Origin of the sequence: Rhodococcus sp. SBT000017, from assembly GCF_003688915.1 — a bacterium.
Taxonomy (GTDB): Bacteria; Actinomycetota; Actinomycetes; order Mycobacteriales; family Mycobacteriaceae; genus Rhodococcoides.
The window spans coordinates 1,289,814-1,311,844 of the sequence record NZ_REFU01000001.1; the positions used below are offsets into that span (position 1 = coordinate 1,289,814).

Sequence of the window (22,031 nt, forward strand, 5' to 3'; positions counted from 1 at the left end):
CCCTACACTCGCGCGTAGTCGACTGCGGCGGAGACGAATCGGGTGATCGACTCGGGATTCCCTGCGGCGTGGGTGTGCAGGTAGGACGCGTGGACGCCGCCCTGCACGAAGCCCTCGCGCGCCGCAGTTCTGCCGTCGGGGCTCTGCTTGTGCCAGCCCCAGGCGGCCGGGGCGCTCTCGCGGACGTCCCTGAATCGGTTCGTTACTGCAGGCTCCACTCCCACGAGTTTCGTTCGGTGGAACTCGTGTCCGGTGACGCGGGCACCCGCGTCGAACAGCGTCGACGATTGGAGGGCAACCGCATCGCGATATCCCAGAGTGAGGGTGTTCCCGAATTCCGCGTCCACGTCGACGACCCCCGCCATGGCATGACCGTCCAATCGCCGTGCCAGATACAGCAATCCGGCGCACTCGGCATGGATCGGCAAGCCCTGGGCTGCCGCTGCTCGAATGTCGGCGAGCAGTAGTTCGTTCGCCGACAGTGCGGCCGCATGTTCTTCCGGGAATCCGCCGGGGAGTACCACTCCTGCTGTGCCGGGCGGCAATCCGTCACGCAGCGGGTCGAACACGGCGACGTCGGCCCCGGCTGCGCGGAGCAGTTCGACGTGTTCGGTGTAGCCGAAGGTGAATGCGGGGCCACCGGCCACCGCGATCACGGGCGATCCCTCGGAAGTACGTACCTCGTTCTCCGGGGACCACTGCGGCGCTGTCACCGACGATCGAGCCAGCGCGCTCACTGCCTCGATGTCGACGAACCGGGAGACGAGAGCGCTCATCGCGTCCACGGCATCGGTTGCGGCACCCCCGTGTTCGACTGCGGTGATCAACCCGAGATGCCGTGACGGGACCACCAGTTCGCTCATGCGCGGCAACGCGCCGAGTACCGGAACGCCCACCCGTTCGCACGCTTGACGCAATACGTCCTCGTGCCGCTGACTGCCGACGCGATTGAGAATCACACCGCCGATGCGGACGCTGGCGTCGAACGTCGAGAACCCGTGCAGCACAGCGGCGAGCGACTGACTGTGGCCGCGGGCGTCGACCACCAGGATCACCGGGGCACCGAGCATGGCGGCCACTCGTGCGGTCGATCCCTCGGCGGAGGCCTCCCCCGGGCCGGTCATATCGATCTTGCCGTCGAACAGTCCCATGACACCCTCGACGACCGCGATGTCGCAGCCCCGACTGCCGTGTCGGAACAGGGGCCCGATGCGGTCGGCACCGACCATCACCGCGTCGAGGTTGCGGCCGGGGAGCCCGGCCGCGAGCGAGTGATATCCGGGGTCGATGTAGTCCGGACCCACCTTGAACGGTGCGACGGTGCGGCCGGCGCTGCGCAGCGCGCCCAGCAGCCCGGTCGCCACCGTCGTCTTTCCACTACCCGACGCGGGGGCCGCGATCACCACTGCGGGACACGACGCGCTCACCATTCGATGCCTCGCTGACCCTTGCGTCCCGCGTCCATCGGGTGCTTGACCTTGGCCATCTCGGTGACCAGATCTGCCGCCTCGATCAGTTCACGGGGTGCGTCGCGTCCGGTGATGACGACGTGCTGGCTTCCCGGTCGGTGGGTCAGGACGTCGACCACCTCGGCGACGTCGACCCACCCCCACTTGAGTGGGTAGGTGAACTCGTCCAGCACGTAGAAGCGGTGCGACTGCTGCTCGATTCGCCGGGCGATCTCCTGCCAGCCCTCCGCCGCGGCCTCGGCGTGGTCGACGTCGCTGCCCTTCTTGCGAGTCCACGACCACCCCTCGCCCATCTTGTGCCATTCGACGGCTCCGCCGACCCCTGTGCTCTCGTGCAGTTCGCCGAGTGTGCGAAACGCCGCTTCCTCGCCGACCTTCCACTTGGCACTCTTGACGAACTGGAACACTCCGACGTCGAAACCTTGATTCCAGGCCCGCAACGCCATTCCGAAGGCGGCGGTCGATTTCCCCTTGCCCGGGCCGGTGTGCACGGCGAGCACGGGCAGATTGCGGCGCTGACGCGTCGTGAGGCCGTCCTGCGGAACGGTTCCGGGAGCCGGTACACCCTGAGGCATCGCGTACCCCCTACGCCGCTGCGCGAACGACGGCGGCGACCTGTTCGGCCGACAGATCCGCAAGCGCCACGTATCCGCCGCCGAGGCACGCCGCGAAATCGGCAGCCAGCCCGAGGCGGACCATTCCCGATTCGCAGTCGACGACGACGGAGGCGATCTTGTCCGACGCGATGCGCCGGGCGGCGATGCGGGCCCGGCCGACGGGATCGGTACCTCCGGTGGCCCGTCCGTCGGTCAGCGCGACCACCAGGGCGCGCCGCAGCGGGTCCCGAACACGCTCTCGCAGAACGAGTTCACGTGCCTGCAGAAAGCCCTGCGCCAGTGGAGATCTGCCGCCGGTCTTCATCTTCCGCAACCGCGTCACGGCCACGTCCACCGACGACGTCGGCGGCAACACGGTCTCGGCTTCCTTGCCGCGCACGGTGATGACGGCGACCTTGTCACGGCGCTGATACGCATCGCGCAGCAGCGACAGCACCGCACCGGTCACCGCGGACAATCGATCTCGCGCAGCCATCGAACCCGAGGCGTCGACGACGAAGACGATCAGGTTGCCCTCGCGTCCCTCCTTGATCGCGCCCCGGAGATCCGCAGGCGCGAGCTTCAACCGGCCGGACGTGCGGCCGCGGACGACCTGCTGCTCGGCCGCGGCGAACAGGGTGCCCACCAGGTGCAGACCCTTGCCTGCCTCGACGGTGGGCCGTACCGACCGTCCGTGCGAGGACCGTGACCGTGAGCGTCGGCCGGGCGCGCCCTCGCCCACTCCAGGAACCTCGAGCAACCGCGCTCTGAACTGTGCTCCCGGAGTGCCTGCCTGCTTCTCGCTGCCGGTACCCGAGGACGGCGGTGGTTGCTTCGACTCGTCGCGCGAATCGGAGGACTGTGTATCGGAGGACGGGGACTGGGAGTCATCGTCGGGGGCCTCGGGCTCGGGCGCTCCCCCGCCGCCGTCGGGGTCGGGCTCCGGATCGGGTTGTTGCTCGGCCTGTTCGGCGGCGTCCCGCATGGCCTCGTCCAACTGTTTGTCGTCGATGCCCGGCTCGTCGAAGGGATCGCGCCGACGCCGGTGCGGCAGAGCCAGTTCGGCGGCAATCCGCACGTCCTCCTCGGCCACCTCGCTCGCGCCTCGCCAGGCGGCGTGGGCGGACGCGGTACGAGCCAGAACGAGATCGGCGCGCATACCGTCGACGTCGAAGGACGCACACAGCGCCGCGATACGACGAAGTTCCTTGTCGCTCAACACCACATCGTCGAGAATCTTCCGGGCGGCCAGAATCTGCTCGGCCACGGCGATGTCGTCGTTGCGGAATTCGGCGGCGAACGCGTGCGGATCACGCTCGTAGTTCATCCGGCGGCGGACGACGTTCATTCGGACGTCCACGTCCCGCGAAGCCGTCACCTCCACAGCCAGACCGAACCGGTCGAGCAGCTGCGGGCGAAGCTCACCCTCCTCGGGATTCATCGTGCCGACGAGCACGAATTGCGCAGGGTGAGAATGAGATACACCGTCACGCTCGACGTGCACCCGGCCCATTGCGGCCGCGTCGAGCAGCACGTCGACCAGATGATCGTGCAGCAGGTTCACTTCGTCGACGTAGAGAACACCACGGTGCGCGGCCGCGAGGAGACCGGGTTGAAACGCACGCTCGCCGTCGCGCAGAACCTTCTCGAGGTCGATGGACCCCACCACTCTGTCCTCGGTTGCCCCCACCGGGAGTTCGACGAGCTTCGCCGGGCGCGAGCCGTCCTCGTCCTCCACAGCAGGCAGCAGGGTCGCGAGTGCGCGCACCACCGTCGATTTCGCGGTGCCCTTCTCTCCTCGCACCAGTACACCGCCGATACCGGGGTGCACGGCGCACAGAATCAACGACAACCTCAGTTGATCCTGACCGACGATCGCACTGAACGGATATCCCGGTTCGGGAACACTCCTACTTCGCTGCACAGCCAATTCCCTTCGTGCCCGGAGTTCCGCGCCGGACGTTCGGTCGAGATACGCGAAGCCGGGCGGCGATCTGGCTGACAGGGAAATCTCCTGATCGAAGATTCTCCTGAACACAGTGGCGGGACCGCGCCTGATTGACACAGGACTTCTCCGCGACCGACTTCGAACGGAACACTACCGCCGAACGAACGAATGCCACACACGGTCTGGACCGGGTGTGGCATTCGTTCCGGGAGTGGAGCCTGCGGAATGACCTCACTGGTAATCGAGTACTGCGAAAGGTCAGGCCTCGCTCCAGGCGGTGCCGCCGCCCCGACGCATCGGGGTGTGCGGGATGCCGTCCTCGAGAACTTCTTCGCCGTCGGGCAGGAACCCGTGCTTGGCGTACATGTCGACGAGGTAGCTCTGAGCGTTGATCCGGCACGGGGCAGAGCCGACCTCGGCAAGCGCGGCCCGCAGAATTCGCGTGGTGTGGCCCTGTCCCCTGGCCGAGCGCTGCGTGCAGAGCCGGCCGATACGGAACGCCTTCTCGCCGTCGTCGTGCTCCTCGAGCAAGCGGAGTGTGCACACCACTTCGCCGTCCCGTTCGAGCCAGAAGTGCCGTGTCTCGGTCAGCAGGTCACGCCCGTCCAACTCCGGGTACGCACACGCCTGCTCGACCACGAACACCTCGACACGCAGCTTCAACAGGTCGTACAACGTGCTGTTGGACAGGTCTAGTGCCCATGATCGTTTGAGAGCTGCTGCTTGCGTATTCATACCTTTTGCTATCACACACCCGTGGACTGTGCGAGCTCACGCGTGTTTTCGAGTTCCAGTGTTTTCGACGTCCAGCCCCAGACCTCGTCGAACAACGAGCTGTTCTGCGCCAGCTTGACCCCGAGCGAGGGGACCATTTCCTTGAGCTTTGGCTGCCATGCGTCGTACTTGTCTCCGAAGCAACGCTGCAGCACGTCCAGCATGGCCGGAACAGCGGTGGAAGCACCGGGCGAGGCACCGAGCAGTCCCGCGATCGTGCCGTCCGCAGCGTTGACCACAGCGGTGCCGAATTCGAGCACGCCGCCGCGACCCTTCTTACGGATCACCTGGACGCGCTGACCCGCGGTGACGAGCTCCCAGTTCTCGCCGAGCACCGAGGGCGCGAACTCGCGCAGCGTCTCGACACGATCCGCCTGCGACTGAGCCAACTCACTGACCAGGTACTTGACGAGTCCGAGTTCGGTCACGCCGACTCCGAGCATCGACATCAGGTTGCCGGGCTTGACCGAGCTGGGCAGGTCGGTGATCTTGCCCTGCTTGAGGAACTTGGGCGACCAACCGGCGTACGGGCCGAACAGCAGACCCTGCTGGCCGTTGATCACGCGGGTGTCGAGGTGCGGCACCGACATCGGCGGAGCTCCGACCGACGCCTTGCCGTACACCTTGGCCGAATGCTGCTCGATCAGTGCCGGATCGGTGCACCGCAACCACTCGCCGCTGACCGGGAAGCCGCCGAATCCCTTGATCTCCGCGATCCCGGACTTCTGCAGCAGGTGCAGTGCGCCGCCGCCTGCACCGACGAACACGAACTTGGCGTTGACGGTCTTCTTCGCGCCGGTGCGCTGGTTGGCGACCTTGACGTCCCAGGTGCCGTCGGACTGCTTGGTGATGTTGCGCACATCGTGGCCGAAGTGCACGGTGCCGCCCGCGGACGACAGGTAGTTCAGCAGCTGCTTGGTGAGTGCGCCGAAATCGACGTCGGTGCCCTCCTGGCTCCAGTTCAGCGCCACCGGATCCGAGAAGTCACGGCCCTTGGCCATCAACGGCAGTCGCGCCGAGAACTCGTCCTTGGAGTCGATGTACTCCATGCCTGCGAACAGTGGGTTGCCCACGAGCGCCTCGTACCGAGCCCGGAGGTACTTCGCGTTCTCGGCCCCGTGCACGAAGCTCACGTGCGGAATGGGGTTGATGAAGTTCTTGGCGTCGGAGAGAACACCGGTCTCGATGCCGTGGGCCCAGAACTGACGCGACACCTGGAACTGCTCGTTGACGTTGAGCGCCTTGGCGATATCGACGCTGCCGTCCTTGTTCTGCGGCGTGTAGTTCAGCTCGCACAGTGCCGAGTGACCGGTGCCCGCGTTGTTCCACGCGTCGCTGCTCTCGGCCGCGGCCGCGTCGAGCCGCTCGTAGACGTCGATCGACCAGTTCGGCTCGAGCTGACGGAGCAGCGCACCGAGGGTGGCGCTCATGATTCCGGCACCGACCAGAACGACGTCGGTCTTGATCCGCTTACCCTGCTCATCTTTGGACACTGGAGAATCGACTTCCTTGTCTGTCGAGATCTCGGCCGGTGGCGGCATCGACCGAAGAACTCTGCTGTAGAGGGGCTACTCACCCGGTGCGGTCAGGTTACTAGCTGGGCCTACCCCATCGGACACCACGTCAACCCGGTCTCGATTGTGCTCCTCGGACGCCGTCCGCGGCGCCCACTACAGTTGTGATCTGTGACTACCTGGGTGCCCGATGTCCTCGGCGACGGCTACGAACAGACGACCATTCCACTCGGTGACGATCCGGACGGCGAGGGGCAGGTCGAGGCCACTCTCGTGCGGTATCAACCCTCGGGCGCTGCGAACTTCGAGCGCGCGGTGATCTACGTCCACGGTTTCACCGACTACTTCTTCCAGCGACACATCGCTGAACACTTCGCCGCCAAGGGGTACGCCTTCTACGCACTGGACCTGCGTAAATGCGGACGCTCGCGCCGTGAGGGTCAGACCGCGCACTTCGTAACCGATCTGGCGATGTACGACACCGAGCTCAACGAGGCTCTCGCCCTGGTCCGCGCCGAACGCGCCGACGCCCCGGTGCTGCTCATGGCGCACTCGACGGGAGGGCTCGTACTGCCGCTCTGGCTGAACCGCCTCAACCGCCGAGAAGGCGGGTCCGCAGGCCTCGGCCTGGCAGGCGTGGTGCTCAACAGCCCCTGGTTCGACCTGCAGGGTCCGCCCGCCATTCGCAGCGTCGGCACCGCAGCGATCGACGTCATCGGCCGATTCCGGTCCAAGGCGCAGGTCCCCGGCGGCGGCCTCGACACCTACGGTCTGTCGCTCGCTGCGTCCGAGAAGGGCGAATGGGACTACGACCTCGACTGGAAGCCACTCGCCGGCTTCCCCATCACCTTCGGCTGGATCCGCGCCGTCCGCCACGGTCACGCCGAACTCCATCGCGGCCTCGACATCGGCATCCCCGCACTGATTCTGCGCTCGAAAGTGACGCACTTCTCACGCCGGTACAGCTCCGCCGTCGACGCCGCAGATGCCGTACTGGACGTTCGCCAGATCGCCCGCTGGGCCGGCTGCCTGGGTGACCGCACCACGATCGTGCCCATCGAGGGGGCCCGCCACGACGTCTTCCTGTCCACCGAGGCCCCACGAGCGCGGGCCTTCGAGGAAATGGACGAGTGGATCGACTGGTTGCATCGAAGCGAGAGCTCCGACCACGCGTCGGGCAAGGACCACACCGAGAGCGGGCACATTTCATGACCGAGCATTTCGACGTCGCGATCATCGGCTCCGGATCCGGCAACTCCATCGCCGATTCGCGCTTCGAGGACAAGAAGATCGCTCTGCTCGAAGAGAACTCGACCTTCGGCGGCACCTGCCTCAACGTCGGCTGCATTCCCACGAAGATGTTCGTCTACGCAGCCGAAGTTGCGCGGACGGTGCGTGATTCCGCGAAATACGGTGTCGACGCCCATGTGGACGCGGTGCGCTGGCCGAACATCGTCGACCGCGTCTTCGGCCGCATCGACCCCATCTCGGAGGGCGGCAAGCGCTACCGCGCCGAGGGCAGCCCCAATGTCACCCTGTTCGAGGGGCATGCCACCTTCGTCGGCCCGCGCACGATCGATACCGGCACGGGCACCGTCATCACCGCCGACCAGATCGTCATCGCTGCCGGATCCCGGCCGGTGGTGCCGCAGTCCTTCGCCGATTCGGGCGTGAAGTACCACACCAACGGCGACGTGATGCGTCTGCGCGAGCTGCCCGAGCATCTGGTGATTCTCGGATCCGGTTACATCGCAGCGGAATTCGCGCACGTGTTCTCCGCCCTCGGCTCCAAGGTGTCGATCGTCGCCCGCAAGGACACCTTGCTCCGCGCGCTGGACGCCGACATCTCGCAGCGGTTCACCGATCTCGCCCGCGCCAAGTGGGACGTCCATCTCGACTCCGGTGAGACCCGGCCCGCGACCGACGGCACACTGCACGGAATCGAACTGGCCGACGGCACCAAGGTTGTCGGCGACGCCTTCCTCATCGCTGTGGGCCGTGAGCCGAACGGTGACCGTCTCGGTCTGGACACGGCAGGCATCGCCATGGACGACGAGGGACGCATCGTGGTGGACGAGTTCGGCCGCACCACCGCCGAGGGCGTGTTCGCTCTCGGCGACGTCTCGTCGCCCTACCAGCTCAAGCATGTGGCCAACCAGGAAGCACGAGTGGTTCAGCACAACCTGCTGCACGACGCGTGGCGCGGGGACACCGCCGCACTGCGCACCAACGACCACCGATTCGTTCCCGCGGCGGTGTTCACCGATCCGCAGATCGCCGAGGTGGGCATGACCGAGGATCAAGCCCGTGACGCGGGCCTGGACATCACCGTCAAGGTTCAGAACTACGGGGATGTCGCCTACGGCTGGGCGATGGAGGACAGCGAAGGCCTGTGCAAGATCATCGCCGAGAAGGGCACCGGGAAGATCCTCGGCGCGCACATCATCGGCGCTCAGGCGCCGACCCTGATTCAGCCCCTCATCCAGGCGATGAGCTTCGGCCTGTCCGCCCAGGACATGGCCCGTGGCCAGTACTGGATTCACCCCGGCCTGCCCGAGGTTGTCGAGAACGCTCTGCTGGGACTCGACCTGTAGTTCCGGTCACCAGGGGCTGGTGCGGAGCACGATTTCCGTTGCCAGTGCAGCCGGCTCGTCGGCGACGACATTAGCGGCGCCGTCGAGTTGGACCACGCGGAAGTCCGAGTAGACGAACCGACCGCTCGCGTCGGCGGATGCGCGGCCCAGTGAGGAGCCGACGACCAGTGTCGTCGGCAACTCGACCGGGGGGCAGTCCGCGGCGCGCACGGTGCCCTGCTCGTCGGCGATCGCGGGGTGGCAACGGTTCACCGCGATCAGGCTGGCGAAGCGACCGAAGGTCTTGGCAGCCAGCGTCCAGGCCGACTCCGCACCCGCGCCGCTGCCGACGAGATGCACCCACGACAGCTTCAGCTCGTCGAGAACCGTCAGGATCGCGTTGTCGCTGACACCGTCGATGCTTTCCAGCGCAACGGTTTTCAGATCCGAATTGTGCAGCCGTTCACTGACGGCGTCGTACACATCCACCGGATCGCCTGTATCGGGAAGCAAGAGAACGGCGTGCCTGCTGTCCGGGCCTGCGACCCGCACCGAACATTGCCCACCCGCAGCACTCACATGCGTGAACTCCATGGGGACGACGGTACTGCCTCTTGCGCCGACCCCACATCGGTTCTATGGTTAGTTACATGAGTAATGAACCAGCGAGGCGACCAACCTCGACGCACCGGCGGTGGTTCTGATGGACGAGGGCAGGCCGATCTTCCTGCAGATCGCCGAGATGGTCGAGAACTCCATCATCGACGGCTCCCTGGCAGAGGAAGAGCAGGTCCCCTCGACCAACGAACTGGCCGCGTTCCATCGAATCAACCCGGCCACCGCAGGCAAGGGACTCGCCAAGCTCGTCGCCGACGGCGTCGTCTACAAGAAACGAGGAATCGGAATGTTCGTCACCACAGGCGCTCGCGACGCTCTTCGATTCCGTCGCCGCGACCTCTTCGCTCGCCAGTACATCGACCCGCTCGTCACCGAGGCACGCAAGCTCGGCATGACCGTCGACGAACTCAAGACAATGCTCGACAACTGGGAGGCAGCGCGATGAGCATCCATGAATTCGATCCGACCGGCGAAGGTGTCCGCGTGGTCGCGTCGGCCCATCACCTGACCAAGAAGTTCGGCTCGTTCACCGCTGTCGACGACGTGAGCTTCGAGATCGAACAGAACAAGATCTACGGCTTTCTCGGCCGCAACGGCGCAGGCAAGACCACCGTCATGCAGATGATGACCGCGCAGATGCGCCAGAGCGCGGGCGAGGTCTCGATATTCGGGCACCATCCGTGGGAGAATCCGTTTCCACTGAGTCACGTGTGCTTCGTCAAGGAGAGCCAGAAGTACCCCGACGATCTGAAGGTCAAGCACGCCGTTTCGCATGCCTCGCACATTCTTCCGCACTGGGACAACGACTTCGCCGCCGAGTTGCTGCGCGACTTCGACCTGCCCCTCGGTCGCAAGATCAAGAAGCTCTCCCGCGGAATGACGTCGGCTCTGGGCATCGTCATCGGACTCGCATCTCGGGCACCGCTGACCTTATTCGACGAGCCGTATCTCGGACTGGACGCAGTCTCCCGACACCTGTTCTACGACAGATTGCTGGCCGACTACTCCGAAAATCCCAGGACGGTGATCCTGTCCACCCATCTCATCGACGAGGTCAGCGATCTGATCGAACACGTGATTCTCATCGACAAGGGAAAGATTCTGCTCGACGCCGACTCGGACGATCTACGCGAGAGCGCCTTCGAAATCACCGGACCGACGCGCGTCGTCGACTCGTTCGCCTCGGGCCATCGAACCCTGCGTCGAACGGCACTCGGCGCGAGCGCTCGGGCCACGATCGACGGCCGACTGACCGACCGGCAGAAATCGGACGGTGCTGCAGTAGGGCTCACCATCGAACCGGTCCCGTTGCAGCAGTTGATCATCGAACGCACCACCGCCGAAGCCGAGGAGGCAGTGTCATGAAACGAATACTGAACGTCGCTCGAATCCACAACACGTCCTGGGCAACGACATTCGCCTGGCCGCTGGGCATACTCGCCATAGTGTTCGTCGTCACGTACGGGCTGTTCTCCGTCGTTCCGGACACCGAATCGGAATCCAATTTCACCGGCGGAGTCTTCGCGGTATATGGCTTCGCCCTCGCCTTCTACCTCTCTGCCATCACCCAGGTCTTTCCGTACGCGCTGGGTTTGAGCATCACCCGGCGCGAATTCCTCTCGGCGACAGCGTTGGTGGGTATCGCCCAATCCGTCGCGATCGGCACGATCATCTACGTGCTGTCGGCCGTCGAGTCCACGACGGGTGGTTTCGGTAAGAAGATCCGAATGTTCGGAATCGCCCGCGCTGCCACCGACAATCCTGTGCTCCAATGGGCGGCCCTGGTGACCGGACTGCTGGTGATCGGCGGAATCGGCGCATTCATCGGCGTCGTCTATCGGCGGTACCGCGTCAATGGATTGTTCACCCTCGGGCTGGGTGCGCTCGTATTCTTCGGCGGTGGATCGATACTCGTGACCTGGCAACGATGGTGGCCGAACATCGGCACCTTCTTCACCGACACCCCACGCATACTTCTGCTCGTGGTGATCCCCTTGCTGATCACCGGAGCGTTGGCGGCCGCCAGCTGGTTCGGTCTTCTCAAAGCATCTGCGTGACAATCATTTTCGTCATGGGATCGACGCCGTGCTCGATGAGGTCGAGCACGGCGTCGACGTCGAGGTTGTCTTCCACCAGATCCGCCAGCAGGTCCAACTGCTGCTCGCGCATCGCAGCGACCGATGTAGCGGGTGCCACCACGAAGCCGACACGGCCCGATTTCCCTGCCACCCAGCTGAGGAACGATTGCCGGAAATCATCGGACTCGAGCAGGCCGTGCCAGTGGGTTCCCACGACACCGCCGCGCACACTGCCCTCCGGGCTACCCGACGCAGCAGCAAGAAGCGCATCGTCGCCGTTCTGCACGACCCGCCCGTGGTGAATTTCGTAGCCCGACAAGGAATTCGAGCCGAACTGTATCGATCGCCCCGTCACCTGCGCGAGCACTTTGTCGGCCGCGAACTCGACCGAGAGATCGAGCAGACCGAGCCCCTGGACCGAACCGGCTCCGGATTCGACGGTGTCGTCGATCGTTCGACCCAACATCTGATACCCACCGCAGATCCCCAGAACCGGAAGTCCCGCCGCCCCGCGTGCTGCGATCGCATCGGCAAGACCGCTGCGCCGCAGCCACTCCAGATCCGACACGGTGGACTTGCTGCCCGGGACGACCACCAGATCCACGTCCTCGAGCCGGGACGGTTCGGTGACCCAGTGCACCGACACCCCGGGCTCGCACGCCAACGCCTCGACATCGGTGGTGTTGGAGATTCTCGGCAAACGCACCGCCGCGACGCGTAACCATTGCGAACCGTGTGGTGGACGCGGCCGCCCCACCGGCGCATCGGGGACGGTTCCGAGTGAATCCTCGGCGTCCATCCACAATCCGTCGGCGAAGGGGACGACACCGTACGTCGGCCGTCCCGTCAACGCGCGCAGCTGGTCGAGACCGGGTGCCAGCAGAGCGGGATCACCGCGGAACTTGTTGATCACGAACCCGGCGACGAGCGCCTGATCCTGCGGAGACAGCACGGCCACGGTGCCGAAAAGATGAGCCAGCACTCCCCCGCGATCGATATCCCCCACCACGATCACCGGCAGCGCTGCCGCCGTCGCCAACCCCATGTTGGCCAGATCCGTGGCGCGCAGATTGATCTCGGCGGGCGAGCCCGCGCCCTCGCAGATCACCACATCGAATTCTGCACGCAGAGAGGCTAATTCGTCCGCCACCACGGCGCGCAGAGACTGCCGGTGCTCGATGTAGTTGCTCGCACTCACCTGCGCCACGGCCCGACCGCGCACCACCAACTGCGAGGTCCGGTCACTCCCCGGTTTCAGCAACACCGGATTGAAACGCACACTCGGCTCGAGGCCACAGGCCGCCGCCTGCATCGCCTGCGCCCGCCCGATCTCGCCGCCGTCGAGCGTGACCACCGAATTGTTGGACATGTTCTGCGCCTTGAACGGAGCCACCCGCACGCCCCGCCGCGCCAGCATCCGGCACAGCCCGGCGACCAACACACTCTTGCCCGCGTCGGACGTCGTCCCGGCGACCAACAGGGCACCTTTCAGACTCACGGGAGGGTCAGAATCTCGCTACCCGTCTCGGTCACCACGAGCGTGTGCTCGAACTGCGCGGTCCACTTCTTGTCGTGCGTGACCACCGTCCAGCCGTCGTCCCACATCTCGGCGTTGATCGTGCCCAGGTTGATCATCGGTTCGATCGTGAACGTCATCCCCGGTTCGATGACGGTGTCCACCGACGGCTGGTCGTAGTGCAGCACGACGAGACCGTTGTGGAAGGTGGTACCGATGCCGTGGCCGGTGAAGTCCTCCACCACGCCGTAGCCGAACCGGTGCGCATACGACTCGATGACGCGGCCGATCACGTTCAGCGCGCGACCCGGCTTGACCGCCTTGATGGCACGCAAGGTGGCCTCGTGGGTGCGCTCGACCAACAGGCGCGCTTCCTCGGAGACGTTGCCGGCCAGGAAGGTTGCATTGGTGTCGCCATGGACGCCGTCGATGTACGCGGTGACGTCGATGTTGACGATGTCGCCGTCCTGGATCACCGTGGAATCCGGGATGCCGTGGCAGATGACCTCGTTGAGGGAGGTGCAGCAGGACTTCGGAAACCCCTTGTAGCCCAACGTGGACGGGTATGCGCCGTGATCGATCATGTACTCGTGGGCAATGCGGTCCAGCTCGTCGGTGGTGACGCCCGGTGCCACCGCCCGGCCCGCCTCCTGCAGCGCCCTCGCCGCGATCTTCGACGCTACCCGCATCTTCTCGATGACCTCGGGGGTCTGAACCCAGGGCTCGCTACCCTCGGCCACGGTCGACTTCCACGCGTACTCGGGGCGCTCGATCGACTTCGGCACCGGAAGGACGGGCGATACGACGCCTGGTACGAGTGGCTGACGGGGCTTGCTCTCGGCGGTCACAGACATGGCGTCCAGAGTAGTCGGCTCGTATTGGGCCCCGAACCGCAGCGCGGTGCCCGTACCAGTCGAAACACCGCATGCCGGTGCGGATATGATCTGGATCACGTTCGTCGCTCGTGCAACCGACACGAGAAAGGAAGCATCGTGGTCCATTCGAATCTGTTGCGGCCCCGTGACGGTGATGCCCTGCGCGCCGAGCTGCGCCAGGTGGCAGCGACGTCCGACGTGCCCGTCGTGTTCGGCGGCGAGGTCTCCTCGGAGACCCTGTACCTGAGTGAGTTCCACGGAACCAGAACCCGCGGCCTGGACGGACTCGCCATCCCACCCAGATCCGGCCTCGGCGGACGGGTCATGGAACAGCGCAGGCCCGCGGCCGTGAGCGATTACGGCGCGTCGATGTCGATCACCCATCACTTCGATCGACCGGTGCTCGGTGAGGGCCTCAAGTCGATACTGGCAGTACCGGTGGTCGTTGCCGGAGTCGCGCGAATAGTGATGTACGCGGCGCTACGCGAACGCGGCCCACTAGGAGATCGCGTCGGCGACATCATGACGACCGCAGCCAGGCGTCTCGGCCAGGAGATCTCCGTGCGTGACGAGGTCGACCGCAGGATCCGTCTGCTGGCGACCATCCGCTCGCCGCTCGACTCGGATCTCTCGCGTACGGCCGAGCTGCGCAGCGTCCACGAGGAACTGTCCGATCTGGCCCGGTCGATCGGCGACGCATCGATCAGGCGCAGACTCGACGCAGTCGCAGCGCGCGTGGCCGCGTCGTTCGGACAAAACACGCCCGACGACCCACGAGCCCAGGAGGTGTCGCAGTCGTTGACGCCACGCGAGATCGACGTCATCGCGCAGGTTGCCTTGGGCTGCACCAACATCGAGGTCGCTGCGCGCCTGTCGATCGGTGCCGAGACGGTCAAGTCGTACCTGCGCAGTGTGATGCGCAAAACCGATTCGCACACCCGATACGAAGCCGTGGTGGCGTGCCGCCGACTCGGCGTTCTGCCTTCCTGAACCACGCGCCGCCGCAGCGCGGTCAGTAACCCGGCGGCAGTTGCTCGAACATCTCTCGGGTCACCGCGACCGCGTTGTCCGAGCTGCCGCCGCGCACCACGAGGGTGGCGAAAGCGATGTCTCCGCGATAGCCGACGAACCACGAGTGCGAACCGCCGTCGACCTCCGCTTCACCGGTCTTTCCGTAGACCTCGCCCTGGTCTGCGATGCGTTCGGCCGTGCCGCTGGTGACCACCGAACGCATCATCCCGCGCAGTCCGTCCACCATCGCCGGTTCGATCGGCGGATGGTCTCCGTCGATCACGGTGTCGCGTCCGACCAGGAGGTTCGGCACCGGCGTCGAGCCATGAGCCACCGTCGCGGCGGCCAGGGCCATACCGAACGTCGACACGACCACTCGGCCCTGACCGAAGCCGTCCTCGGTGCGCTGGACGAGCTCTTCGGCCGGTGGCACCGAACCGGAATCGGTCGGCAATCCGACGACGTCGTAGTCCGGGCCGACGCCGAACTGAGAGGCCGCGACGGTCAATGCGTCGGGGGCCATCTCGCTGGCCAGCTTGGCGAACGAGGTGTTGCACGATCGAGTGAACGCGGTACTCATCGTCACGTCACCCAGTGCGAACTCGTTGTAGTTGGGCACGCTGCGCTCGCCGATCACGATCCGCCCCGGACACGGAACAGTACTGCCCGGAGTCGCGAGTCCCCTGGAGATGGCGGCACCGGCGGTGATGATCTTGAACGTCGATCCGGGTGGGTACAGACCGGCCGACGCGACCGGCCCGTCCCGATCGGCAGCCGGATTCTGTGCCACCGCCAGGATGGCACCGGTCGACGGCTGGATGACCACCGTCATCGCCTGCTCGGTGCGTGCATTCACCGCTCGCTGTGCGGCGACCTGAATGTTGCGATCGAGACTGATCGAGAACGACGGAGAGGGCTCCGGCGGGGTGTCGGTGAGGACATCGATGTCGACGCCGTTGCGGTTCGTGGTCACCACGCTCCACCCCGCCTTGCCGTCGACCTCGTCGATGACGGCCTTCTTGACCTGGCCCACCAGGTCCGGCGCGAACGTGGGGTCGGTGGACACCAGATCCGATTCGTCGGACGCGGTGACTCCAGGGATCTCGGTCAGTGCGGCCGAGATCGGCTGGTAGTCACTGTCTCGAAGCAGGACCACCGGGTAGTCGCCGTCGACCGAGGTGGCGGATTCGACGATGGACTGCGCAGTGATGGACGCATCGAATGGCGTCAGCAACGTCGACAGTGCCGTCGCCGAGGCCACCACGTTGTTCGCATTCGCCGCATCGAATTTGATTCGATGCACCACCCCGGGCACCAGCACGTCGGTGCCGGAGCGCTCGTTGACCCGTGCACGCGGAGCCGCCGTGGACCGCAAGGACATCGTCTGGGTGTCGCCGAGCTTGGGATGGATGTCCGACGCCGTCCAGCGCACCACCCACTCCCCCTCGCTGCGGCCCATGTTCAGCTGACCGTCGTACGTCCACACCCGATCCTTCGGAAGCTGCCAGGTGTAGGTGTAGCCGACCGTGGCAGTGTCCCCCTGGACCTGCACCGACGTCGTCTCGGCTTCCAGAGCCTCGGCCTGGAGATTGGTCCACGCCTCGGTCAGTGCCGTGGCCGCCGCGTCGGGCTTGTCGGTGTCCGCGGCCGCGGCGGCGATGTCGTTGGCCTCGAATGCGGCGAGAAATGCCTGAGCGGCCGGCTCCGGGCCGTCGGGCTTGGGGGTACATCCGGTGAGGGCGGCAGCAATGACGGCTGCGACCACCGATACCGCTCCGACTCGATACCGCACTTCGGTTGCACCACGTGATCTCATTGCGCCCCATCGTAATAGGGCGCTGCCTTCGGCTGCCGCAACGAATCGCGGTTCGCCGCAACCCGATCGAGCGACGCTCGAACTAGTCGAGGAGCACCGTCGTGAAGGTCGCCACCTGGGTCAGGCCGATCTTCGCGTATGCGCGCCGAGCGACGTAGTTGAAACTGTTGACGTACAGGCTGGCTGTGCGGCCCTGGCGGACCACCGAGTTCACCACCGCCGCGGTACCGGACGCACCGAGACCGTGCCCGCGCCGATCGGGATGAACCCATACTCCCTGGATCTGCCCCACGGTCGCCGACTGCGATCCGATCTCGGCCTTGAACACCACCCGACCGTCCTCGAATCTAGCCCACGCACGCTGCGCGGCAATCAGACTCGAGATCCGTCGCCGGTATCCACGGCCGCCGTCGTTCTGTCTCGGGTCGACTCCGACCTCCTCGATGAACATCGCCACTGCCGCAGTCAGATACACGTCCAGTTCCTCTGGGCGAACGAGACGTACGTGCGGATCGGGCGTGACCGACGATCGAACCGACGTGGCCAGCAGTGGCTGCTCACCGCGAACTTCCCGAGCCGGGCCCCAGTCGGTCTCGAGCATCTCCCACAGCGGCAATGTCAGTTCGGCTCGACCGACCAGCGACGAACACAGCCGTGGGCCGCGGCACGCACGATCGGCGAACGACCGCAGATCGTCACTCGATCCGAGCAGCGGAACGAGGTTGGCACCGTAGAAGCACAACGACTCGTCCGGTCCGCCTCTGCTCCACATCTCCCCGTGGAACGACCTCGGATCCAGTCCGGATTCCTGCACCCGGGCGGCGACCATGCAGGTAGCAACCGGGTCGGCGTCGAGCACCCGCAGAACATGCGCAACGTCCCGATTACCGAGAGGCTTCGCACCGAGGAGCTTGAGCACCTACCGACCTCCTGACCCACCTACCGCATACACACCGACCGAGCGTGTACCGAATCATTCCAGAGAACCTGTTCCGCCGGTGGCAGAGCGGCAAACCGGACACCGAATCGGTCGAACCTGCTCAGCTGACGGTCACGACCGGTGCGCCACCGTCTGCAGTCTCATCCTTGTCGTATTCCTCGGCGATGCGCATTGCTTCCTCGATCAAGGTCTCTACGATCTGTGCCTCGGGCACGGTCTTGATGACCTTGCCCTTGACGAAGATCTGGCCCTTGCCGTTGCCCGACGCCACGCCGAGGTCGGCATCGCGCGCTTCTCCCGGACCGTTGACGACGCAGCCCATGACGGCGACGCGAAGCGGAATCTCCATGCCTTCCAGGCCTGCGGTTACCTCGTCGGCAAGGGTGTAGACGTCGACCTGCGCACGCCCACACGACGGGCAGGAGACGATTTCCAGCTTGCGAGGACGCAGATTGAGCGACTGCAGAATCTGGTTGCCCACCTTGATCTCCTCGGCGGGCGGTGCCGACAGAGAGACGCGGATGGTGTCGCCGATTCCCCTGGACAGCAGTGCCCCGAATGCCACCGAGGATTTGATGGTGCCCTGGAAGGCGGGGCCTGCCTCGGTGACGCCGAGGTGCAACGGGTAGTCGCACTGCGCGGCCAGCTGCTCGTAGGCGGCGACCATGACGACCGGGTCGTTGTGCTTGACGGAGATCTTGATGTCACCGAATCCGTGTTCCTCGAACAGGCCCGCCTCCCACAGCGCGGACTCGACGAGCGCCTCCGGCGTCGCCTTGCCGTACTTCTTCATCAGGCGAGGATCGAGCGATCCGGCGTTGACGCCGATGCGGATCGGAATGTTCGCGTCGCCGGCCGCCTTGGCGACCTCCTTGACGCGTCCGTCGAATTCCTTGATGTTGCCCGGGTTGACGCGCACCGCAGCGCAGCCTGCGTCGATCGCGGCGAAGATGTACTTGGGCTGGAAGTGAATGTCTGCGATCACCGGGATCTGGCTCTTCCTGGCGATGATCGACAGCGCATCCGCGTCGTCCTGTGTGGGGCATGCCACACGCACGATGTCGCAGCCCGACGCCGTCAGCTCTGCGATCTGCTGCAGCGTGGCATTGATGTCATGGGTTTTGGTGGTGCACATCGACTGCACCGAGATGGGGCTGTCGCTGCCCACTCCCACCGATCCGACCTGCAGTTGCCGCGTCTTGCGGCGAGGCGCGAGTACGGGCACCGGCGGTGCTGGCATTCCCAATCCGACTGACACGGTCACGAGTGGCCTTCTTTCCTAGCTACGACTGACGAGTCTACTTAGAACAATTGAATCGGGTTGACGATGTCCGCCGTGAGCGTCAACAAGGAGAACCCGATGAAAACGACGATGACCACGTAGGTGACGGGCATCAGTTTCATGTAATCCACCGGCGCACCGTCGGGCAGACCCCGGCGGTTGCGGAACAGGTTGCGGATGCGCTCGTAGATGGTCACCGCGATGTGGCCGCCGTCGAGCGGCAGCAACGGCACGAGATTGAACGCGCCGAGGAAGAAGTTCAACGACGCGAGCAGACCGATGAACGTCGGCCAGTTGTCGTTCTCCGCGGCCTGGCCGCCGATGACACTGGCTCCGACCACACTCATCGGCGTATCGAGGCCGCGCTCACCACCGAAGATCGACTCCCACAGCGCCTGCACCTTGGTCGGCAACTGCACGAGCGCCTTGCCGGTCTCCACGAAGATGTCGCCGGTGAAGACGAACGTCTCGGGCACCGCCTCGATCGGGTTGTACCTGATGTTCGGCGGAGGACCGCCGGTGATACCCACGGCCCCGACCGTCGTCGATTCTGTCGCTCCGGTGTCAGGATCGATGATGTATCGCTGAACCTGGAGGATCGGAACACTGAGAGTCTGCGAAGCACCGTCGCGATCGACCGTCAGCTCGACCGACCCGGTCGAGTCCCGGATGGCGAGAACGACCTCGGACCAGACCTCGGTCGGCTCACCGTTCACTGCAGTGATGATGTCGCCCGTTCGCAGTCCGGATGCAGCAGCCGGACCGTCTCCCGAACACGGCGCGAGTTCACCGTCCTCGGTCTGTGTCGGACTGACACAGACGACGCCTTGAACCGTCGTCGTGGGCGTCACCCGATCGGGCGTGCCCCACCCGAGTACGAGTGCGTAGATCAGCACGATTCCCAGTACGAAGTTCATCGCGATACCGCCGACCATGACGACGATGCGCTTCCACGTCTTCTGGCGGTACATCGCCCGCTCGACCTCGTCGGGAGCGAGTTCGTCGATCGCCGTCATTCCGGCGATGTCGCAGAATCCGCCGGCCGGGATCGCCTTGAGTCCGTATTCGGTCTCGCCTCGCCTGAAAGAGAAGATCTTGGGGCCGAAACCGATGTAATACCGGCGGACCTTCATGCCGAGCGCTTTCGCGGTCCACATGTGTCCCGCCTCGTGCAGCGCGATCGACACACCGATGCCGACGGCGAACAGCACCACACCCAGAGCGAACAGCATGTGAGTCTAAAGGCCCTTCTGTTTCAGGAGCTCACGCGCATGTGCGCGAGCCCAGGAATCCGCCGCGAGGACGTCGTCCACGGTAGTCGGCACCGCCGACCAGTCCCCGCCGCCGTCGCTCAGAACCGCACGCACCGTGCGCACGATCTCGGGAAATTCGATGCGGCCGGCCAGGAACGCGTCGGCGGCGATCTCGTTGGACGCGTTGTACACCGCCGTCATGCACCCACCCATGATTCCGGCCTCGCGGGCCAGCTGCACGGCAGGGAACACTCGATCGTCGAGTGGCTCGAAGTCCCAGGAGAACGCTGCTGTGAAATCGAGCGCACGCGCGACGTCCGGCACTCGATCCGGCCACCCGAGCGCCAACCCGATCGGCAGCTTCATATCCGGCGGGCTGGCCTGCGCAATGGTGGATCCGTCCACGAACGTGACCATCGAATGGACGATGGACTGCCGATGCACGGTGACGTCGATCTTCTCGTAGGGCACCCCGAACAGCAGGTGCGCTTCGATCAGCTCGAGGCCCTTATTGACCAGGGTTGCCGAGTTCAACGTGTTCATCGGACCCATCGACCAGGTGGGATGGGCCGCGGCCTGAGCAGGGGTGACCGACTTCAGTTCCGCTTCGCTCCAGCCCCGGAACGGTCCACCCGATGCGGTGAGGATCAGTCGATCCACCTCGCTTCGGTGGCCGCTGCGCAGGCACTGCGCCAGCGCCGAATGCTCCGAGTCCACCGGAACGATCTGTCCCGGGGCGGCGGCGGCGAGCACGAGTTCGCCGCCGGCAACCAGCGATTCCTTGTTGGCCAACGCCAGCCGGGCACCGGTCTTCAGCGCCGCCAACGTCGGTTCGAGACCGAGCGAACCCACCAGCGCGTTGAGCACCACGTCGGCCTGCGTCGACTCGACGAGCTCGGTCACCGCACGGGGCCCGCTGAGAACCCCGGGGAAGTCGAGCTCGGCGGCAGCGGCGGGGTCGGCCACGGCGACCCGCCGAACACCGGTTTCGGCGATCTGACGGCGAAGCAGGTCGATGTTTCCGCCGCCCGCCGCAAGACCGACGACAACGAAGCGATCAGGGTCGGCGGCGATGACGTCGAGCGCTTGGGTTCCGATCGAGCCGGTGCTCCCCAACAGCAACACGCGAATCGGCTCGGGGCGATCGGAGGTGGTCGTTCGCACGCGGTGGTCTGGCACCGGTCCATTGTTGCCTACCGAGCCTGAGAAACCCCTATGCGCCGCCGTAGCTGGCACGCTGGAGGCCATGGACGTCTCGAAGTATCGCGCGGCATCGTTCAACTACGCCGATGTAGGGGCAACGAGCGGCAGGCTCCCGGCCGGCTACCACCACGTCGAGAAGTCGCAGGTCATCGGATCCGGAGTCGAGGACTTCGTGGCCGCAGCCGACGCGCTGATGCGCTGGGACATGCATCGCGGCACCGGGCTGAAGGTCCACTCCAGCGACGACCACGCCGTCCCCGACGCCGTGGTGGTTCTCACGCTCGGACCCATCCGTATCCCGTGCCGGGTCGTCTACGTCATCGACGAGGCCAACCGACAGGGCTTCGCCTACGGCACCCTCGACGGCCATCCCGAGTCCGGCGAGGAACTGTTCCACGTCGACTACTCCCCCGAGGACGGAACCGTCTCCGCGCACATCACCGCGTTCTCGAACCCCGGCCGCTGGTACACCAGGCTCGGCGGTCCGGTGGGCAAGCGTGTCCAAGCCCTGTTCACCGACCGCTATCTGACTGCGTTGGCGACAGCGTGCCGGTCGCCGCGCTGA

Annotated in this window: 20 protein-coding genes and 1 riboswitch; of the genes, 7 read left to right on the plus strand and 13 right to left on the minus strand. The window is 65.5% G+C overall.

The features are described 5' to 3' along the window. Window positions 1–2: 2 nt before the first annotated feature. The 5 genes from AYK61_RS05725 to mqo all read right to left on the minus strand — a co-directional run bounded on the left by AYK61_RS05725 (window position 3) and on the right by mqo (window position 6,328). Complete coding sequence (locus AYK61_RS05725) at window positions 3–1,430, minus strand: cobyrinate a,c-diamide synthase (protein ID WP_183130172.1); 1,428 nt, start codon at window positions 1,428–1,430, stop codon at window positions 3–5. Beyond that, a complete protein-coding gene (gene cobO, locus AYK61_RS05730; protein ID WP_121870124.1) occupies window positions 1,424–2,044 on the minus strand; it encodes a cob(I)yrinic acid a,c-diamide adenosyltransferase in 621 nt (206 codons plus the stop codon). The genes AYK61_RS05725 and cobO overlap by 7 nt, the downstream gene beginning before the upstream one ends. 10 nt (window positions 2,045–2,054) lie before the next feature. Further along, entirely contained in the window at window positions 2,055–3,995 is a 1,941-nt protein-coding gene (locus tag AYK61_RS05735) for a magnesium chelatase subunit D family protein (protein WP_183130173.1), read from the minus strand. A gap of 40 nt (window positions 3,996–4,035) precedes the next feature. Further along, window positions 4,036–4,186: riboswitch (cobalamin riboswitch) on the minus strand. A gap of 85 nt (window positions 4,187–4,271) precedes the next feature. Then, the gene (locus AYK61_RS05740; RefSeq protein WP_027496727.1) at window positions 4,272–4,748 is read right to left on the minus strand and encodes a GNAT family N-acetyltransferase; all 477 of its coding nucleotides are present in this window, start codon (window positions 4,746–4,748) and stop codon (window positions 4,272–4,274) included. Window positions 4,749–4,759: 11 nt separating this feature from the next. After that, window positions 4,760–6,328 carry a malate dehydrogenase (quinone) gene (gene mqo / locus AYK61_RS05745; protein ID WP_259467944.1) on the minus strand — a complete coding sequence of 523 codons (1,569 nt, stop codon included), beginning with the start codon at window positions 6,326–6,328 and terminating at the stop codon, window positions 4,760–4,762. A 144-nt stretch (window positions 6,329–6,472) separates the two neighbouring features. Between mqo and AYK61_RS05750 the strand changes: the two genes are divergently transcribed. Beyond that, the gene (locus AYK61_RS05750; RefSeq protein WP_183130174.1) at window positions 6,473–7,513 is read left to right on the plus strand and encodes an alpha/beta hydrolase; all 1,041 of its coding nucleotides are present in this window, start codon (window positions 6,473–6,475) and stop codon (window positions 7,511–7,513) included. Then, window positions 7,510–8,895, plus strand: coding sequence for a mycothione reductase (gene mtr, locus AYK61_RS05755; protein ID WP_121870126.1), 1,386 nt, complete (start codon window positions 7,510–7,512; stop codon window positions 8,893–8,895). The genes AYK61_RS05750 and mtr overlap by 4 nt, the downstream gene beginning before the upstream one ends. Before the next feature lie 6 nt (window positions 8,896–8,901). On the opposite strand, the gene AYK61_RS05760 is transcribed toward mtr, so the two are convergent. After that, complete coding sequence (locus AYK61_RS05760) at window positions 8,902–9,468, minus strand: alpha/beta fold hydrolase (RefSeq protein ID WP_121870127.1); 567 nt, start codon at window positions 9,466–9,468, stop codon at window positions 8,902–8,904. Window positions 9,469–9,574: 106 nt separating this feature from the next. Between AYK61_RS05760 and AYK61_RS05765 the strand changes: the two genes are divergently transcribed. From AYK61_RS05765 to AYK61_RS05775, 3 genes are read left to right on the plus strand one after another with little or no spacing between them, the layout of a single operon-like run. Continuing rightward, window positions 9,575–9,937 (plus strand): GntR family transcriptional regulator, encoded by a 363-nt coding sequence (locus AYK61_RS05765; RefSeq protein WP_183130410.1) that lies wholly within the window; start codon window positions 9,575–9,577, stop codon window positions 9,935–9,937. Beyond that, entirely contained in the window at window positions 9,934–10,857 is a 924-nt protein-coding gene (locus AYK61_RS05770; protein ID WP_121870128.1) for an ABC transporter ATP-binding protein, read from the plus strand. The genes AYK61_RS05765 and AYK61_RS05770 overlap by 4 nt, the downstream gene beginning before the upstream one ends. Further along, a complete protein-coding gene (locus AYK61_RS05775) occupies window positions 10,854–11,549 on the plus strand; it encodes an ABC transporter permease (protein WP_121870129.1) in 696 nt (231 codons plus the stop codon). Before AYK61_RS05770 ends, AYK61_RS05775 begins: the two co-directional genes overlap by 4 nt. Here AYK61_RS05775 and AYK61_RS05780 read toward each other — a convergent pair. Next, entirely contained in the window at window positions 11,533–13,062 is a 1,530-nt protein-coding gene (locus AYK61_RS05780; protein WP_121872480.1) for a cobyric acid synthase, read from the minus strand. The two genes, AYK61_RS05775 and AYK61_RS05780, sit on opposite strands and share 17 nt — an antisense overlap. A 2-nt stretch (window positions 13,063–13,064) precedes the next feature. Beyond that, a complete protein-coding gene (map, locus tag AYK61_RS05785) occupies window positions 13,065–13,940 on the minus strand; it encodes a type I methionyl aminopeptidase (protein WP_121872481.1) in 876 nt (291 codons plus the stop codon). A 138-nt stretch (window positions 13,941–14,078) separates the two neighbouring features. On the opposite strand from map, the gene AYK61_RS05790 reads away from it, so the two are divergent. Next, on the plus strand, window positions 14,079–14,951 hold the full coding sequence (locus tag AYK61_RS05790) for a helix-turn-helix transcriptional regulator (protein ID WP_121870130.1): 873 nt from the start codon (window positions 14,079–14,081) through the stop codon (window positions 14,949–14,951). Between the two features lie 22 nt (window positions 14,952–14,973). Here AYK61_RS05790 and AYK61_RS05795 read toward each other — a convergent pair whose 3' ends face one another. The 5 genes from AYK61_RS05795 to dxr all read right to left on the minus strand — a co-directional run bounded on the left by AYK61_RS05795 (window position 14,974) and on the right by dxr (window position 21,388). Beyond that, window positions 14,974–16,788, minus strand: a complete 1,815-nt coding sequence (locus tag AYK61_RS05795; protein ID WP_183130175.1) for a penicillin-binding transpeptidase domain-containing protein — start codon at window positions 16,786–16,788, stop codon at window positions 14,974–14,976. 82 nt (window positions 16,789–16,870) lie between these two features. Next, a complete protein-coding gene (locus tag AYK61_RS05800; RefSeq protein WP_068050264.1) occupies window positions 16,871–17,707 on the minus strand; it encodes a GNAT family N-acetyltransferase in 837 nt (278 codons plus the stop codon). A gap of 121 nt (window positions 17,708–17,828) precedes the next feature. Then, window positions 17,829–18,992 (minus strand): flavodoxin-dependent (E)-4-hydroxy-3-methylbut-2-enyl-diphosphate synthase, encoded by a 1,164-nt coding sequence (gene ispG / locus AYK61_RS05805; RefSeq protein WP_179273381.1) that lies wholly within the window; start codon window positions 18,990–18,992, stop codon window positions 17,829–17,831. Between the two features lie 38 nt (window positions 18,993–19,030). Beyond that, entirely contained in the window at window positions 19,031–20,242 is a 1,212-nt protein-coding gene (locus AYK61_RS05810; protein WP_121870132.1) for an RIP metalloprotease, read from the minus strand. A 6-nt stretch (window positions 20,243–20,248) separates the two neighbouring features. Then, window positions 20,249–21,388, minus strand: coding sequence for a 1-deoxy-D-xylulose-5-phosphate reductoisomerase (gene dxr / locus AYK61_RS05815; protein WP_121872482.1), 1,140 nt, complete (start codon window positions 21,386–21,388; stop codon window positions 20,249–20,251). Between the two features lie 121 nt (window positions 21,389–21,509). Here dxr and AYK61_RS05820 point away from each other — a divergent pair, with 121 nt between their 5' ends. Then, entirely contained in the window at window positions 21,510–22,031 is a 522-nt protein-coding gene (locus AYK61_RS05820) for a DUF1990 family protein (RefSeq protein ID WP_121870133.1), read from the plus strand.